The 14094-nt window shown below is 70.6% G+C and carries 13 protein-coding genes; 5 read left to right on the forward strand and 8 right to left on the reverse strand.

Annotated elements, in window-relative coordinates:
- Positions 1–83: 83 nt before the first annotated feature.
- Both ACLNGM_RS02950 and ACLNGM_RS02955 read right to left on the reverse strand, forming a co-directional pair.
- A complete protein-coding gene (locus tag ACLNGM_RS02950; protein ID WP_416357117.1) occupies positions 84–725 on the reverse strand; it encodes a 3-oxoacid CoA-transferase subunit B in 642 nt (213 codons plus the stop codon).
- On the reverse strand, positions 725–1405 hold the full coding sequence (locus ACLNGM_RS02955; protein ID WP_416358375.1) for a CoA transferase subunit A: 681 nt from the start codon (positions 1403–1405) through the stop codon (positions 725–727). Before ACLNGM_RS02955 ends, ACLNGM_RS02950 begins: the two co-directional genes overlap by 1 nt.
- A 152-nt stretch (positions 1406–1557) precedes the next feature.
- On the opposite strand from ACLNGM_RS02955, the gene ACLNGM_RS02960 reads away from it, so the two are divergent.
- The 3 genes from ACLNGM_RS02960 to ACLNGM_RS02970 all read left to right on the forward strand — a co-directional run bounded on the left by ACLNGM_RS02960 (position 1558) and on the right by ACLNGM_RS02970 (position 3441).
- Positions 1558–2130 (forward strand): helix-turn-helix transcriptional regulator, encoded by a 573-nt coding sequence (locus ACLNGM_RS02960; protein WP_416357118.1) that lies wholly within the window; start codon positions 1558–1560, stop codon positions 2128–2130.
- A 138-nt stretch (positions 2131–2268) separates the two neighbouring features.
- Positions 2269–2895, forward strand: coding sequence for a ribonuclease D (locus ACLNGM_RS02965; protein ID WP_090965835.1), 627 nt, complete (start codon positions 2269–2271; stop codon positions 2893–2895).
- 252 nt (positions 2896–3147) lie between these two features.
- Positions 3148–3441, forward strand: a complete 294-nt coding sequence (locus ACLNGM_RS02970) for an ATPase inhibitor subunit zeta (protein ID WP_416358376.1) — start codon at positions 3148–3150, stop codon at positions 3439–3441.
- A 22-nt stretch (positions 3442–3463) separates the two neighbouring features.
- Here the strand turns inward: ACLNGM_RS02970 and ACLNGM_RS02975 are convergent, their stop codons facing one another.
- Genes ACLNGM_RS02975 through ACLNGM_RS02995 form a run of 5 tightly spaced genes read right to left on the reverse strand, consistent with a single transcriptional unit; the run spans position 3464 to position 9691 of the window.
- Positions 3464–5197 carry an acetyl/propionyl/methylcrotonyl-CoA carboxylase subunit alpha gene (locus ACLNGM_RS02975; protein WP_416357119.1) on the reverse strand — a complete coding sequence of 578 codons (1734 nt, stop codon included), beginning with the start codon at positions 5195–5197 and terminating at the stop codon, positions 3464–3466.
- Positions 5194–6816 carry a carboxyltransferase domain-containing protein gene (locus tag ACLNGM_RS02980; RefSeq protein ID WP_416357120.1) on the reverse strand — a complete coding sequence of 541 codons (1623 nt, stop codon included), beginning with the start codon at positions 6814–6816 and terminating at the stop codon, positions 5194–5196. Before ACLNGM_RS02980 ends, ACLNGM_RS02975 begins: the two co-directional genes overlap by 4 nt.
- A 9-nt stretch (positions 6817–6825) precedes the next feature.
- Positions 6826–7629, reverse strand: coding sequence for a putative hydro-lyase (locus ACLNGM_RS02985; protein ID WP_416357121.1), 804 nt, complete (start codon positions 7627–7629; stop codon positions 6826–6828).
- Complete coding sequence (locus tag ACLNGM_RS02990) at positions 7626–8405, reverse strand: LamB/YcsF family protein (RefSeq protein WP_416357122.1); 780 nt, start codon at positions 8403–8405, stop codon at positions 7626–7628. The genes ACLNGM_RS02985 and ACLNGM_RS02990 overlap by 4 nt, the downstream gene beginning before the upstream one ends.
- 17 nt (positions 8406–8422) lie before the next feature.
- Complete coding sequence (locus tag ACLNGM_RS02995) at positions 8423–9691, reverse strand: NRAMP family divalent metal transporter (protein ID WP_416357123.1); 1269 nt, start codon at positions 9689–9691, stop codon at positions 8423–8425.
- Between the two features lie 337 nt (positions 9692–10028).
- Between ACLNGM_RS02995 and ACLNGM_RS03000 the strand changes: the two genes are divergently transcribed.
- Both ACLNGM_RS03000 and ACLNGM_RS03005 read left to right on the forward strand, forming a co-directional pair.
- Positions 10029–10703, forward strand: a complete 675-nt coding sequence (locus ACLNGM_RS03000; protein ID WP_416357124.1) for a GntR family transcriptional regulator — start codon at positions 10029–10031, stop codon at positions 10701–10703.
- A gap of 166 nt (positions 10704–10869) precedes the next feature.
- Positions 10870–11877, forward strand: coding sequence for an SDR family oxidoreductase (locus ACLNGM_RS03005; protein WP_416357125.1), 1008 nt, complete (start codon positions 10870–10872; stop codon positions 11875–11877).
- A gap of 104 nt (positions 11878–11981) precedes the next feature.
- On the opposite strand, the gene ACLNGM_RS03010 is transcribed toward ACLNGM_RS03005, so the two are convergent.
- Positions 11982–13970: a methyl-accepting chemotaxis protein gene (locus tag ACLNGM_RS03010; RefSeq protein WP_416357126.1), complete on the reverse strand. Its 1989-nt coding sequence runs from the start codon at positions 13968–13970 to the stop codon at positions 11982–11984.
- Between the last annotated feature and the right edge of the window lie 124 nt (positions 13971–14094).

The raw sequence follows: 14094 nt of genomic DNA on the forward strand, positions 1-14094 counted from the left end.
ATGCGTCGGTGCGGCGAGCCGGAGGATGCTGTCCGGCCGGCGACCGCCAAGGCAGCCGATAGCACCCCCGTCGCGCCGCGCCCCTACAGCCCGACCTCGAAACTCGCCGCGGTCTTCGCCCGGATCTCGTCGAGCGTCACGCCGTCGGCAAGCTCGATCAGCGTCAACCGCTCCGGCCCCTTGCGCTCCACCGTGAAGACGCCGAGATCGGTGATCACGAGGTCGGCGACGCGCGCGCCCGTCAGCGGCAGGGTGCATTCGGGCAGGAGCTTCGATTCGCCCTTGGCCTCGTGCTCCATCACCACGACGACGCGCTTGACGCCGGCGACGAGGTCCATCGCCCCGCCCATGCCCTTCACCATCTTGCCGGGGATCATCCAGTTGGCGAGATCGCCGTTGGCCGCCACCTGCATGGCGCCGAGGATGGAAAGGTCGATGTGCCCGCCCCGGATCATCGCGAAACTGTCGGCCGAGGAGAAGAAGCTCGTCATCGGCAGTTCGGTGATGGTCTGCTTGCCGGCGTTGATGAGATCGGCGTCCTCTTCGCCCTCATAGGGGAAGGGACCCATGCCGAGCATGCCGTTCTCGGACTGGAGCACCACCTCGATCCCCTCCGGGATGTGATTGGCAACCAGCGTCGGGATGCCGATGCCGAGGTTGACGTAGAACCCGTCCTCGAGTTCGCGGGCGGCGCGGGCCGCCATCTGGTCGCGCGTCCAGGCCATCAGATTTCCTCCCCTGCGGCGGCCGGTGCGCCGGCCGTCTCGCGCTTTCGCACGGTGCGCTGCTCGATGTGCTTGTCCGGGTTCGGCACGTGGACGACCCGCTGCACGAAGATGCCAGGCGTGTGGATGTGGTCGGCGTCGATCGAGCCGACCGGCACCATGTGCTCGACCTCGGCGACCGTCACCTTGGCCGCCGTCGCCATCATCGGATTGAAGTTGCGCGCGGTCTTTCGATAGACGAGGTTGCCCTGCGCGTCGCCCGTATGGGCGTGGACGATCGCGAGATCCGCAAAGAGCCCGCGCTCCATGACGTAGGCTTCGCCGTCGAACTCGCGCACCTCCTTGCCTTCCGCGATCAGGGTGCCGACGCCGGTCTTGGTGAAGAAGGCGGGAATGCCGGCGCCGCCGGCCCGGATGCGCTCGGCGAGCGTGCCCTGCGGGTTGAACTCCAGCTCCAGTTCGCCGGACAGGTACTGCTGCGCGAAGAGCTTGTTCTCGCCGACATAGGACGAGATCATCTTGGCGATCTGGCGTGTCGCCAGAAGCCGCCCGAGGCCGATCCCGTCGACGCCCGCATTGTTGGAGATGACCGTCAGGCCCTTCACGCCCGACTCCTGCACGGCGTCGATCAGGGCTTCGGGAATGCCGCAGAGGCCGAAGCCGCCGGCCATGACCACCATGTCGTCGCGCAGGAGCCCGGCTAGGGCCTCCGTCGCCGTGGAATGAACTTTTCGCAACGCTCCGTGCCTCCCCGTCGCCGGCCCCGCCGGACCTGTCTTGTGAGCCAAGCTAGGGCTTGCCCGCCGGGCGGGGCGAGTCGTATTTCTACGGCATGCCCGCACGCGCCCTGTCCGACGACGCCGCCCCACGCTTCGCGCTCGCCGAACTGCCGGTGCCCCTCGTCTTTGCGACCCATCGCATCATCCGCGACTGCAACGCGGAGTTCGCGGCGCTCTTCGGTTTCGAGCGGCGGGATCTGATCGACGCCAGCTTCTCGCGCCTCTATCCGGCGCTCGACGACTTCGTGCGCACCGGCGAGATGTGGCGCAGCCATCTGCCGGGCGGCCAAGTCTATCAGGACGAGCGCATCATGCGGGGCGCCATGGGCCGGCGCTTCTGGGCGCGCGTCAACGGGCGATCGCGCCGCGCGGCCGATCCGTTCGCTGAGGCGATTTACGCCTTCCAGCCGTTGAACCGGCCGGTCACCGGCGCGACGCTGCAACTGACCGGCCGCCAGCGCCAGATCCTCGCGCTGGTCGCGCAAGGGCGCACCAATGGCGAGATCGCAGCGGCGATCGGCCTGTCGCCGCGCACGATCGAGGCACATCGCCTGCGCCTGTCGCGGGCTGTCGGCGTGCGCAACGGCGCCGAGCTCGTCGCCTGGTTCTTGGCCGAAGGCGGCTGACACGGGCCCGACGTGCGCGTTTTTGGGTCGCCGCCCGCAACGCGGGGTTTGGCCGGGGCGCGAAATCCGCTATGCCCCGCGCACGAAACGCATCCACCCGACATACGCCCCGCCCGAAGGGGCCTGGAGACCGCAGCCATGACGATCCGCGTCCACAAGGGAGACCTTCCCGACCTCGCTCGCTACACCGGATCGGTCGCCATCGACACCGAGACGCTCGGCCTCGACACCCGGCGCGACCGTCTCTGCGTGGTGCAGCTGTCGCCGGGCGACGGCACCGCCGACATCGTGCAGATCGCAAAGGGCCAGCGCGAGGCGCCCAACCTCTGCGCGCTTCTGGCCGACACGACGAAGCGCAAGATCTTCCACTATGCCCGCTTCGACATCGCCGCGCTCTACCACGCGTTCGGCGTGATGACGCAGCCGGTCTTCTGCACCAAGATCGCCTCGCGACTGACGCGCACCTATACCGACCGGCACGGCCTCAAGGACCTGTCGAAGGAGCTGATCGGGGTCGATCTGTCGAAGCAGCAGCAGTCGTCGGACTGGGCGGCCGAGACGCTCACCCCCGCCCAGCTCGACTACGCCGCCTCGGACGTCCTCTATCTCCACGACCTGATGGGCGTGCTCCTGAAGCGTCTCGAGCGCGAGGACCGGCTTGAGATCGCCGAAGCCGCCTTCGCCTTCCTGCCGACGCGTGCCAAGCTCGACCTCCTCGGCTGGGACGAGGAGGACATCTTCTCGCACTCCGTGGCGCGGTCCTGATCGCGGGAGCGTGATCGAATCCTCGCGAGATCGTAAGCGCACAAGCCGGTTTCGCGGGGCCGCGTTAACGGCCCGGCAACACTTTTCCCGGCCGTTCGATTCAATTGTCGTCTTGAGATTCGCGCTCCCTTGAGAGCCGTCGCCTAGCCTCGTCCCTGTCGCCCGAGATGCCGGCGACGGGGATCAACGAGGGGAAGCGGACTCATACAGGACATCGATCGTCTCCACGAACTGTCGGAAACCCGCCACGCGCTGGCCGAGCGCCGGTCCTTCTGCGACCGCGCGCGCGCCGACCGGCTGGTCGGCCTGTGGGCCGCCGGCCATCTCGGCCTCTCGGAGGACGACGCGGACGCCTATGCCGACGCAGTGGTGCGGGCGGGCGTCACGGGACGGGGCGGGCGCGGCGGGTTCGACCGCATCGCCGCCGACCTCGCCGCCACGCCGGTCCATATCGAGACGATCCGCTCGCGCTACGCCATCGCGATGGCCGATCTCGACCGCCCCTTCGGCGCGGCGACGATCCACGCCTACGCCCTCGGCGCCTGATGTCCCGGCAGGCGGACCGGCGTCAGGCCGGTCCCGCCTCGATCCGGGCGAGCGCCTCGCCCGCCTGGAGATAGGCGCCGGGCTCGGCGACAAGCGCGATGGTCCCGGCCGCATGGGCCGTCACCTGCGTTTCCATCTTCATCGCCTCCATCACGGCGACGACCTGCCCGGCTTCGACGCGAGCGCCGTCCTCGACGCGCCAGCCCTGCAACGTCCCGGCGACGGGCGCCGCGAGACGCGCGGCATCCGCCGGCGTCTCCTCGGCGGCGGCGACCGGCGCGCCGCCGGTCGTGCCGAGCCGGGCCAGAAAGGCCGCCGGCAATCCCAGCATGTGACGGCGCCCGTCGATCTCGACCGGCAGCCGCACAGTCGCCATCTCGTCGAGCGGCTCGGGACGAGCGGCTGCGGCCAGTTCGCCGGCAAACTCCGTCTCGATCCAGCGGGTGTGGACGCGCAGCGCGTCGCCCGCGAAATCCGGCGCGTCCAGAACCGCCCGGTGGAACGGCAGCACGGTCGCGACGCCCTCGATGCGGAACTCGGAGAGGGCGCGGCGCGCGCGCGCGATCGCCGCCGCGCGCGTCGGCCCGGTGACGACGAGTTTCGCCATCATCGAATCGAAGTGTCCCGGCACGACCGAGCCCGACACGACGCCGGCATCCACCCGAACGCCCGGCCCCGAGGGCGGATCGAACAGGGTGACGGGACCCGGCGTCGGCAGGAAGCCGCGAGCGGGATCTTCGGCATTGATGCGGAATTCGATCGAGTGACCACGCGGCTCGGGCGTCGAGGAGATCCGCAGCGGCTCGCCGTCTGCGATTCGAAGCTGCTCCACCACGAGATCGAGGCCGGTCGTCTCCTCCGTCACGGGGTGCTCGACCTGCAGCCGCGTGTTGACCTCGAGGAACGAGATGGTGCCGTCCTGCCCCAGGAGGAACTCCACCGTGCCGGCGCCGACATAGCCGGCTTCGGCGCACACGGCGCGCGCGCCCTCGTGGATCCGCTCGCGCTGTTCAAGGCTGAGGAAGGGCGCGGGCGCCTCCTCCACCAGCTTCTGGTTCCGGCGCTGCAGCGAGCAATCGCGCGTGCCGACGACGAGCACCGTGCCATGGCGATCGGCAAGGATCTGCGCCTCGACATGGCGGGGCCGGTCGAGGAAGCGCTCGACGAAGCATTCGCCGCGCCCGAAGGCGGCTTCTGCCTCGCGCGTCGCGGAGGCGAAGAGTTCTTCCACCTCTTCGAGCCTCCAGGCGACCTTCATGCCGCGCCCACCGCCGCCGAAGGCCGCCTTGATCGCGATCGGCAGCCCGTGCGCCTCGGCAAAGCGCAGCGCCTCGCCCGCGTCCTTCACCGGCCCGTCGGAGCCCGGCACCAGCGGTGCGCCGACGCGGGCGGCGATCTCGCGCGCGCGCGTCTTGTCCCCGAGCGCCTCGATCACACCGGCGTCTGGGCCGATCCAGTTGATGCCGGCCTCCGTCACCGCGCGGGCGAATTCCGGCCGCTCGGACAGGAAGCCGTAGCCGGGATGGACGGCGTCGGCGCCCGCACGCCGCGCGACGTCGAGCAGTTTCTCGATGTGGAGATAGGTGTCGGCGGGCGCGTTGCCGCCAAGCGGATAGGCCTCGTCCGCAAAGCGCACGAAAGGTGCGTCGGCGTCGACGTCGGCATAGACGGCGACGGAGGCGACGCCGTGGTCGCGGCAGGCCCGTGCGATGCGAAGCGCGATCTCGCCGCGATTGGCGATCAGGACTTTTCTCATGGACGACCTTCGCTGCGTTCGGGTTCGATCTCGGCAAAGGGCCGGATCACGTTGAAGCGGATGCGCGCGCCGACCGGGATCTGCCCGGCCCGGTCGAGATGGTGCTCGGCGAGCGTCGCGATGACGGGATAGCCGCCGGTCAGCGGATGATCGGCGAGGAAGAGGACGGGCTGGCCGTTGTGCGGCACCTGGATCGCGCCGTTGGCCGTGCCCTCGCTCGGCAGTTCGGCCTTGGAATCGCGGCGCTCCAGCGGCACCGCACCCTCGATGCGCAGGCCGACGCGGTTGGACAGCGGCGTCACCGTCCACGTCTGCGCCGTCAGAGTTTGGATGCCGGCATCGGTGAACCATTCGGTGCGGGGGCCCATGACGACGTCGAGCACCACGGTCTCGCCGGGCGCTGGGAGATCGGCCGGGGGCACCTCCGGCGCGCCGACGGGGCGACGGGGCGGCCGGGCGTTCACCGCCAGCCGGTCGCCGACGCCAACGGCGGGCGGACCGAGGCGGGCGAGAGAATCCACCGACGCCGACCCCAGCACCGGCTCGACGGCAAAGCCGCCGCGGACCGCGAGATAGGTGCGAAGGCCGCGCCGGGGCGCCTGGAGCGTGACACGGTCACCGGGTTCGAGCGAGACCGGGCGATAGGCCTCGGCGATCTGCCGGCGGCCTGCCGCGTCGCGGATCTCGAGCGCCGCATCCGTGCCGGCGATGGCGACGACTGCGGGTCCCTCCGCCGTGACGGCGAAGCCCCCGCCGACGATCTCGAGCGCCGGCTCGCCCGGCTCGTTGCCGACGAGCCGGTTGGCGGCATGGAGCGCGGCGCGGTCGAGCGCGCCGGAGGCGGAAACCCCTTGCGCCGCCTGCCCCGGTCGTCCGTCGTCCTGGAACAGCGGCGGCATCGGCGCGGCGGTCACGAGCAAGCGCGTGCCGCCGGGGAGCGCGGGCGCGGCAACGGCCTGCACGCGCGCCGCTTCCCGCGCGGCGATGGCATCGAACGCCGCCCGGTCGGCCAGCCGCGTGAAGCGCACGCGCGTGCCCGGCTGGAACAGGGTCGAGGGGTCGCGCGCGAGGTCGAACATCTTGAGCGGCGTCGTGCCGATCAGCTGCCAGCCGCCCGGCCCCTCCTGCGGGTAGACTCCGGCGAACGGGCCGGCCAGCGCCACGGTGCCGGCGGGAATGCGGGTGCGCGGGCTCTGGCGCCGCGCGACATGGAGCGCGGGATCGCCGCCGACAAGATAACCGAAGCCCGGCGCAAAGCCGGTGAAGGCGACGGTGAACTCGGATGCGGTGTGCCGGGCAATCACCGCCTCCGGCGCGAGGCCCGTCAGCCGCGCGACGTCGTCGAGATCCTCGCCGTCGTAGAGCGTCGGGATCTCGACGAGGCGCTCGGAGGCCGCTGCCTTCGCCGAGATGTCGCGGCTGCGAAGGTCGGCGGCAAAGGCCGCCATATCGGGGAGCGTTCCCGGCCGGAAGCGCACGAGAAGCGTGCGCGCGGCCGGCACGATCTCCTCGACCGCGGCCACGGGTTGCGCCTCCAGGGAGGCGAAGAGCGCCAGCGTCTCGTCGAGGTCGGCAAGCTCGACCAGCACGACCCGCAGGCTGACGGGAAGGATGCGCATCCGGGATCCTCAGACGTGGTAGGCAGCGTCGGGCACGTCGGTGACGAACATGTGCCCCGGTGCGTGGGTGACGGCAAAGGGCACGCGCGAGGCCATCACCGCCGCCTGCGGCGTCACCCCGCAGGCCCAGAAGACCGGGATCTCGCCGGGCTCGATCGGCACGGCGTCGCCGAAGTCGGGCTTGGCGAGGTCGGCGATGCCGAGGCTCTGGGGGTCGCCGACATGCACCGGCGCACCGTGGACGGCGGGAAAGCGACCCGAGATCAGGGCGGCGTCCGCCACGCGGTTCGCCGGGATCGGCCGCATGGACACGACCATCGGGCCCGACAGGCGCCCGGCCGGGCGGCAGGGGCGGTTGGTCAGGTACATCGGCACGTTGGTGCCGCCCGTGATGTGGCGCACCTCGATGCCGGCCTCCTGAAGCGGCGCCTCGAAGGTGAAGGAGCAGCCGATCAGGAAGGTGACGAGGTCGCCGGCCTCCTCGTAGGCGGCGGCGGCATCGGGTACCTCGTCTGCCAGCCGGCCGTCGCGCCAGACGCGGTAGAGCGGGATGTCGCGTGCGACGTCCGCCCCGTCGGCCAGCACCGTCTCGCGCGAACCCGCCTCCAGTACGTCGAGGACGGGGCAGCTCTTCGGGTTGCGCTGGGCATAGAGCAGGAAGTCGAAGGCCCAGTCGCGCGGCAGGGCGATCATGTTGGCCTGGGTCAGGCCGGGCGCGACGCCAGCCGTCGGCTGGACGAGGCCGGCGCGGTAGCGCGCACGGGCCGCGCGGCCCGCCTCGCGCAAGGCGTCCAGCGTGCCGGAGCCGCTCATGACATGTCTCCCCGGGCGGATGCGAAGGGCGAGATCGTGATGCCGTCGGCCTCCAGGCGCTCGCGCACGGCGCGGGCGATCGAGACCGCGCCGGGACTGTCGCCATGGACGCAGATCGACTGGGCGTGCAGGCGAACGACGGAGCCGTCCACCGCCTCGATCTCGCCGGCGGAGGCGAGGCGCGCCATGCGGGCCGCGACCACGGCGGGATCGTGGATCACGGCGCCCGGCTCGCGGCGGGAGACCAGGGTGCCCTCCGGCGTATAGGCGCGGTCGGCGAAGGCTTCCGAGACGGTCTCGAGGCCCGCGGCCTCGGCGAGCCGCACCAGCGGCGCGTTGGCGAGGCACATCAGGACCAGCGACCGGTCGACGGCGAGGATCGCCTCCACCACGTCGCGGCCCTGCCGGGGGTCGCTCGCGATCGTGTTGTAGAGCGCCCCGTGCGGCTTGACGTAGGTGACGTGGGTGCCCGCCACCTCCGCGAGGCTCTTCAGCGCGCCGATCTGGTAGATGACGTCGGCGACGAGGTCCTCGGACGCGACGTCCATGTTGCGGCGGCCGAAGCCGCCGCGGTCGGGATAGGAGACGTGGGCGCCGATCGCGACGCCCCGCGCGGCCGCGCTCTTCAGCGTGCGCAGGATGCCGGCCGGGTCGCCTGCGTGAAACCCGCAGGCGACGTTGGCGGAGGAGACGAGGCCGAGCATGGTCTCGTCCTCGCCCATCGTCCAGGCACCGTAGCTTTCGCCGAGATCGCTGTTGAGGTCGATCGAACGCATGGAATGCTCCTGTCGCGTCAGCGGCCGAGGAAGGCGAAGATGGGGCCTATCGAGCGATAGCCCATCCACCAGGTGAGTGCGGCCGTCGCGACGCCGAGCGCGAAGAGCCAGGCAGGATGACGATAGTCGCCCATCAGGTCGCGCCGAGCCCAGGCGGCGTAGAGGATGATGGTGAGGCCGATCGGCAGCACCAGCCCGTTGAAGCCGCCGACGAAGACGAGGAGCGCGGCTGGCGTCGTGCCGATCAGCAGGAACACGGCGAGCGAGATGGCGATGAAGACGACGGTCGCCCACGAGCGGGCGCGGTCACCCATGCCCGGCTTGAAGGCGGTCATGAAGGAGACCGACGTATAGGCCGCGCCGATGATCGAGCTCATGCCGGCGGCCCAGAAGATCAGGCCGAAGACGCGGAAGCCGAATTCGCCGACAGCATGACCGAAGGCCTGTGCGGCCGGATTGGCGGTGCGACCCGACAGATCCAGCGTCACGCCCGACGACACGACGCCGAGAATGCCGAGGAACAGGATGAAGCGCATGATGCCCGTCACCGTGATGCCGTTCAGCGCGGCCTTGGTGACGGACGGAATGTTATCGCGGCCGACCAGCCCCTTGTCGAGGAGGCGATGCGCGCCGGCATAGGTGAGGTAGCCGCCGACCGTGCCGCCGACGATGGTGGTGATGGTCGGGAAGTCGATCGTGTCCGGCCAGACCGTCTGGCGCAGCGCCTCGCCGACCGGCGGGCTCGCCGAATAGGCGACGAAGAGGATCAGCGCGATCTTGACCGTGCCGAGCGCGATCATGGTGCGGTCCATGACGCCGCCCGCGCGCTTGTTAAGGAAGATGCCGATGGCCAGCAGCGCCGAGAGCGCGCCGCCGATCTTGGGATCGAGGCCGACCAGCGCGTTGAGGCCGAGGCCGGCGCCCGCCACGTTGGCGATGTTGAAGAACAGGCCGCCGAGGATGACGAGGAAGGCGAGGAGGTAGCCCGAGCCGGGAATTGCCGCGTTGGCGATGTCGGAGGCGCGCATGCGCGTCGCGGCGACGATCCGCCAGATGTTGATCTGGACGATGTAGTCGATGATCACCGAGGCGAGGATGCCGAAGGCGAAGGCGGCGCCCATGGTCTGGGTGAAGGTCGCCGTCTGGGTGATGAAGCCCGGACCGCTGGCGGCCGTCGCCATCAGGAACACGGCCGAGATCAGCGCGAAGCGCTTCGATTCGTTGCCCCGCCCGAAGGTGGTGGAGGCAGCCGGCTGGGGCTGCCGGGAAGAGGTGGCTGGATCCATCGTTCGGGCTTCCTTGGGGCGGCGCGCGCCGGAGAATTGAGGCCGAATTGCGAGAGCAGCTTCGTTGGATTGAACTTCGACGTCAATATTGTTCAACGATTATTGCATGACTGCCCTTCAAAATGTGCAGGGTCTGGGCAAACTGCCGTCTGTGGGCGCAGGCGATCGCCCACTGGTTGAACAATTTTCTTCACATCCTTCGCCTCGGGCGCGGCCGCCCTGCTTGATCGCGCCGGCTGTATGGCCGATGGTCGCGGCGTCTTCGAACGGAGCAGGAAAGCGCGATGACGATGCGAGGAGCGACTGGGAGCCTCGGCTTCGCGGCAGGCCGGGTCGCATGAGCGCGCCGGACATCGCATTGTCCGCGCTCACCGGGCGGCTCGCCGAGCGGCTGCGCGACCGCATCATCGCGGGCGAACTCCTGCCGGGTCAGCGCCTGTCGGAAAACGCGCTCGCGGCCGAGCTGTCGGTGTCGCGCAACACGCTGCGCGAGGCGTTCCGGCTCCTCACCAAGGACGGGCTGCTGCGCCACGAGCCCCATCGCGGCGTCTTCGTCACCACGCCCGACCATGCCGCGGTGATCGACATCTACCGCGTCCGGCGGCTGGTGGAGTGCCGGGCGCTGGCCGGCGCCGAGCCCCGCCATCCCGCGATCGCGCGCATGCGCTCGGCGGTGGAGCGGGCCGAGGCGGCGCGCGAGCGCGCGGACTGGCAGGGCGTCGGCAGCGCCAACATGGCGTTCCATGCCGCGATCGTGGATCTCGCCGATAGCGCGCGGCTCGCCGTCTTCTACGCGCAGGTCGCCGCCGAACTCCGCCTCGCCTTTGGCCTCCTCGACACGCCGGAAGCCCTGCACGCGCCCTTCATCGACGGCAACCGGGCGATCCTGGAAGCGCTGGAGGCCGGTCGACCGAGGGACGCCGCCGACCTTCTGGACGCCTATCTCGGGCGGGCCGAGCGCATCATCCTCGGCGCCCTGTCGCGGCGCACGGCCCCCTCGCCCGCCGTCTGACGGCACGCTCCCGGCTAACGAGATCGCTGCGCCGGCAGGGCCGCGAATTGCCGCGGCGGCGGAACCTCGGCGCGCACGGCCCGCTTCCAGACGCGGGAACGCCGGCGTCGCGGCCGTGGCGTCGGAGGCGGTCCCGTCGTCGCACCAGCCGGGAAAGCCTTCAGCCATGACCGATCGAACCCTGTCACGCCGCACAGTCCTCGGCGGCGCAGTCCTCGGCGCCGCCGCCATCGCGGCGCCGGCCGGCGCCCAGACCCAGAACGAGGGGAGCGTTGCCGCGGCCGACGGGTCGCCGCGCCTCAGCGATCCGCGCACGCGCTATACCAGCGAGCCTTTCCCCGAGCAGAAGCAGCCCTGGCCCGGCCTCCAGTCGCAGATGACGCCGGTGCCCGACTGCGGCGAGACGAGCTATCGCGGCTCCGGCCGGCTCAGCGGGCGCCGGGCACTGGTGACGGGCGGCGACAGCGGCATCGGCCGGGCGGCGGCGATCGCCTTCGCACGCGAGGGAGCGGACGTCGCGATCAACTACCATCCCGACGAGCAGCCGGACGCCGAGGACGTCGCGAAGCTCATCCGTGAGGCCGGGCGCAAGGCCGTGCTTCTGCCCGCCGACATCCGGACGCTGGACGCCTGCGAGGGCATCGTGCGGCAGGCGGTGGAGGCGCTCGGCGGGCTCGACCTCCTCGTCAACAACGCGGCCTACCAGCAGTCCAAGGCCGACATTTCCGAGATTTCCGACGAGCAGTTCGTGCGGACCTACGAGACCAACGTCTTCCACACGTTCCGCGTCTCGAAGGCTGCGATCCCGAGCCTGCCGCCGGGCAGCGTCATCATCAACACGATCTCGGTCAATTCCTACGACCCCGGCGAGGAGCTGATCGACTACGCCTCGACCAAGGCCGCGATCCTGAACCTCACCAAGGGCATGGCCAAGCAGCTCGCCAAGAAGGGGATCCGGGTCAATGCCGTGGCGCCGGGTCCCGTCTGGACGCCGCTGCAGGTCGCCGGCGGCCAGATCGAGGGCACCATGGGCGAGTTCGGGCAGGACACGCCGCTCGGCCGCGCCGGGCAGCCGGCCGAACTCGCGCCGCTCTACGTGGCGCTGGCCGAGGACGGCACCAGCTTCTCGACCGGCACGGCGGTCGGCGCGCACGGCGGCAAGGGCAATCCCTGATCCGAGGGGCAAGCGCGCCGAACCCGTCCAACGCAAGACCGCCGCGTCCCTTCTGGAAGTGCGGCGGTCTTAGAACAGTCGGATCGTCGCTCCGGCGGGAACCCTTAGAACTCCTCCCACCCCTCCTCCACGGCCGCGGCCTTGGGAGCCGCCCCGCCATGACCCGCGGTGCGCATCTGCGCAACCGGACGTGACGTCGCGTGTGCGGCGTGCGAAGCGGGACCAGCGTGTGCGCGGGTCCCCGCCGGTCGAGCCGGCTGGATCGCGGCGCGCTTCATGGCCGCCGACGCCGCCGGGCGCATCGCAGCCACACGGTGCCCCGCCCCCGTCGCAAACCCCGACACCAAGCCCGCCAGACCCTCCGTCTCGCCCGACAGCGCCTGCGCCGCCGCCGTCGTCTCCTCCACCATCGCCGCGTTCTGCTGCGTGACCTTGTCCATCTGGTCGGCCGCGACCGACACCTCGCGAAGCGCCACCGCCTGCTCGCGTGCCGCATCCGCCATCTCCGCGATCGACTGCGCGACGCCGCCGACCTGCGCGACGATCGCCTCCAGCGAGCGGCCCGACGCCGAGACGAGCTCGACGCCCGAGCCCACCTGATGGCCGGACGCCTCGATCAGCGCCTTGATCTCCTTTGCCGCCTCCGCCGAGCGCTGGGCAAGACCGCGCACTTCCTGTGCGACGACGGCAAAGCCCCGGCCGGCCTCCCCGGCGCGCGCGGCCTCGACGCCCGCGTTGAGCGCCAGAAGGTTCGTCTGGAAGGCGATCTCGTCGATGACGCCGATGATGTTGCCGATGCGCGCCGAGGACTGTTCGATCTCAGCCATCGCCGAGACCGCGCGGCCGACGATCTCGCCGCCCCGCTCGGCCTCGCGGCAGGCGGTGGAGGCCGACTGGCGGGCGGCGTCGGCGCGCGCCGCCGTCTCGCCGACGCCGCGCGTCACCTGACCAAGCGCCGCGACCGTCTGCTCCAGATTGGCCGCCTGCTGCTCGGTGCGCTGGGAGAGGTCGCCCGCCGCGACCGTGATCTCCGACAGGCCCGAGCGCATCGCGCCGACCGCCGAGACCACCTGACCGATGGTGGCCTCGAGCTTGGCCACCGACTGGTTGAACTGGGCGCGGATCGGCTCGAACTCGGGCGCCACGGCCTCGCCCATGCGCACCGTCAGGTCGCCGGCCGACAGGCGTGCGAAGCCCGCTTCTACCGCATGCACGAAGGCGCGAAGGTCCTCCGCCTTCGCGTTGTCGAGGGCATGCTGGCGCTCGGCGCTGGCGGCCTGCGTCTGGCGCGAGGCGTCGGCGTCGATCTCCAGCTGGCGCTGCGCGATTCGCGCCTCGCGCAGCTTCTCGACCGAGCGGGCGATCCGGCCGATCTCGTCGCCGCGATCCATGCCCGTCACCGTGCCGTCCGTGCGGCCTTCTGCGACGTCGCCGATCGTCTCGATCAGGGGCTTCAGCGGCGCCATCATCCGGCGCACCGTCCAGTAGTAGAGCGCGCCGACGAGAAGCGCCGAGACGATGCTGACCGCGATCAGCGTGCGCTGGAGGGTCTCGATCGAGGCGAGGAACTCGGCCTGCGGTATGCCGACATAGAGGACGCCGATCGTCTCGCCGTTGGCGTTGCGGATCGGATCGTAGGCGGTGAAATAGGAGGTGCCGAGAATGTCGGCCTCGCCGCGGAAGGAGGTGCCGGCCTTCAGCACCGCGTCGTAGACGGGGCCGGCCGCCAGCGTCGTGCCGACCGCGCGCGAGCCGTCCGGCTTCTTGACGTTGGTCGCCACGCGCTTGTCGCCCATGAAGATCGTCGCCGTGCCGCCGACGAGCGCCTTGATGCGGTCCACCGCGTCGGACGCGTCGTTCAGCGGCGTGTCGTCGGCGTAGAGCACGTCGCCCCGCCGCGCATAGGTCTTGCCGTAGGACGACAGGACGTCCCAGGCGACGCGCATGTTCACCTCCTGGCGATCGCGCGCCCGGCCGACGGCGTCGGAATGGAGAAGGAAGATACCGGAGACGCTGACGAGAACCGTCACCAGCAGAAGGCTGAACGCCAGCATCATGGTCAGCTTTACCGGCAGCGATCGGTTGCGCAGCATTATGGACCCCACAGGAAAGGAGCGTCCACGATAGATCGCCTGGGTTGAAGAGCCGCTAATGGCGTCAACTTGCGTGTGTCAGAAACGTACGCTTTCAAGATCCGTCGAACACGAAACCGCGATC

Origin of the sequence: Aureimonas phyllosphaerae, from assembly GCF_047943035.1 — a bacterium.
Classification (GTDB): Bacteria; Pseudomonadota; Alphaproteobacteria; order Rhizobiales; family Rhizobiaceae; genus Aureimonas; species Aureimonas phyllosphaerae.

Excerpts from the sequence above, each read along its gene's own strand:
- ACLNGM_RS02950 (WP_416357117.1), bottom strand. The coding sequence starts at position 725 with ATGGCCTGGACGCGCGACCAGATGGCGGCCCGCGCCGCCCGCGAACTC.
- ACLNGM_RS02955 (WP_416358375.1), bottom strand. The coding sequence starts at position 1,405 with ATGGTGGTCATGGCCGGCGGCTTCGGCCTCTGCGGCATTCCCGAAGCC.
- ACLNGM_RS02960 (WP_416357118.1), top strand. The coding sequence starts at position 1,558 with ATGCCCGCACGCGCCCTGTCCGACGACGCCGCCCCACGCTTCGCGCTC.
- ACLNGM_RS02965 (WP_090965835.1), top strand. The coding sequence starts at position 2,269 with ATGACGATCCGCGTCCACAAGGGAGACCTTCCCGACCTCGCTCGCTAC.
- ACLNGM_RS02975 (WP_416357119.1), bottom strand. The coding sequence starts at position 5,197 with ATGAGAAAAGTCCTGATCGCCAATCGCGGCGAGATCGCGCTTCGCATC.
- ACLNGM_RS02980 (WP_416357120.1), bottom strand. The coding sequence starts at position 6,816 with ATGCGCATCCTTCCCGTCAGCCTGCGGGTCGTGCTGGTCGAGCTTGCC.
- ACLNGM_RS02985 (WP_416357121.1), bottom strand. The coding sequence starts at position 7,629 with ATGAGCGGCTCCGGCACGCTGGACGCCTTGCGCGAGGCGGGCCGCGCG.
- ACLNGM_RS02990 (WP_416357122.1), bottom strand. The coding sequence starts at position 8,405 with ATGCGTTCGATCGACCTCAACAGCGATCTCGGCGAAAGCTACGGTGCC.
- ACLNGM_RS02995 (WP_416357123.1), bottom strand. The coding sequence starts at position 9,691 with ATGGATCCAGCCACCTCTTCCCGGCAGCCCCAGCCGGCTGCCTCCACC.
- ACLNGM_RS03000 (WP_416357124.1), top strand. The coding sequence starts at position 10,029 with ATGAGCGCGCCGGACATCGCATTGTCCGCGCTCACCGGGCGGCTCGCC.
- ACLNGM_RS03005 (WP_416357125.1), top strand. The coding sequence starts at position 10,870 with ATGACCGATCGAACCCTGTCACGCCGCACAGTCCTCGGCGGCGCAGTC.
- ACLNGM_RS03010 (WP_416357126.1), bottom strand. The coding sequence starts at position 13,970 with ATGCTGCGCAACCGATCGCTGCCGGTAAAGCTGACCATGATGCTGGCG.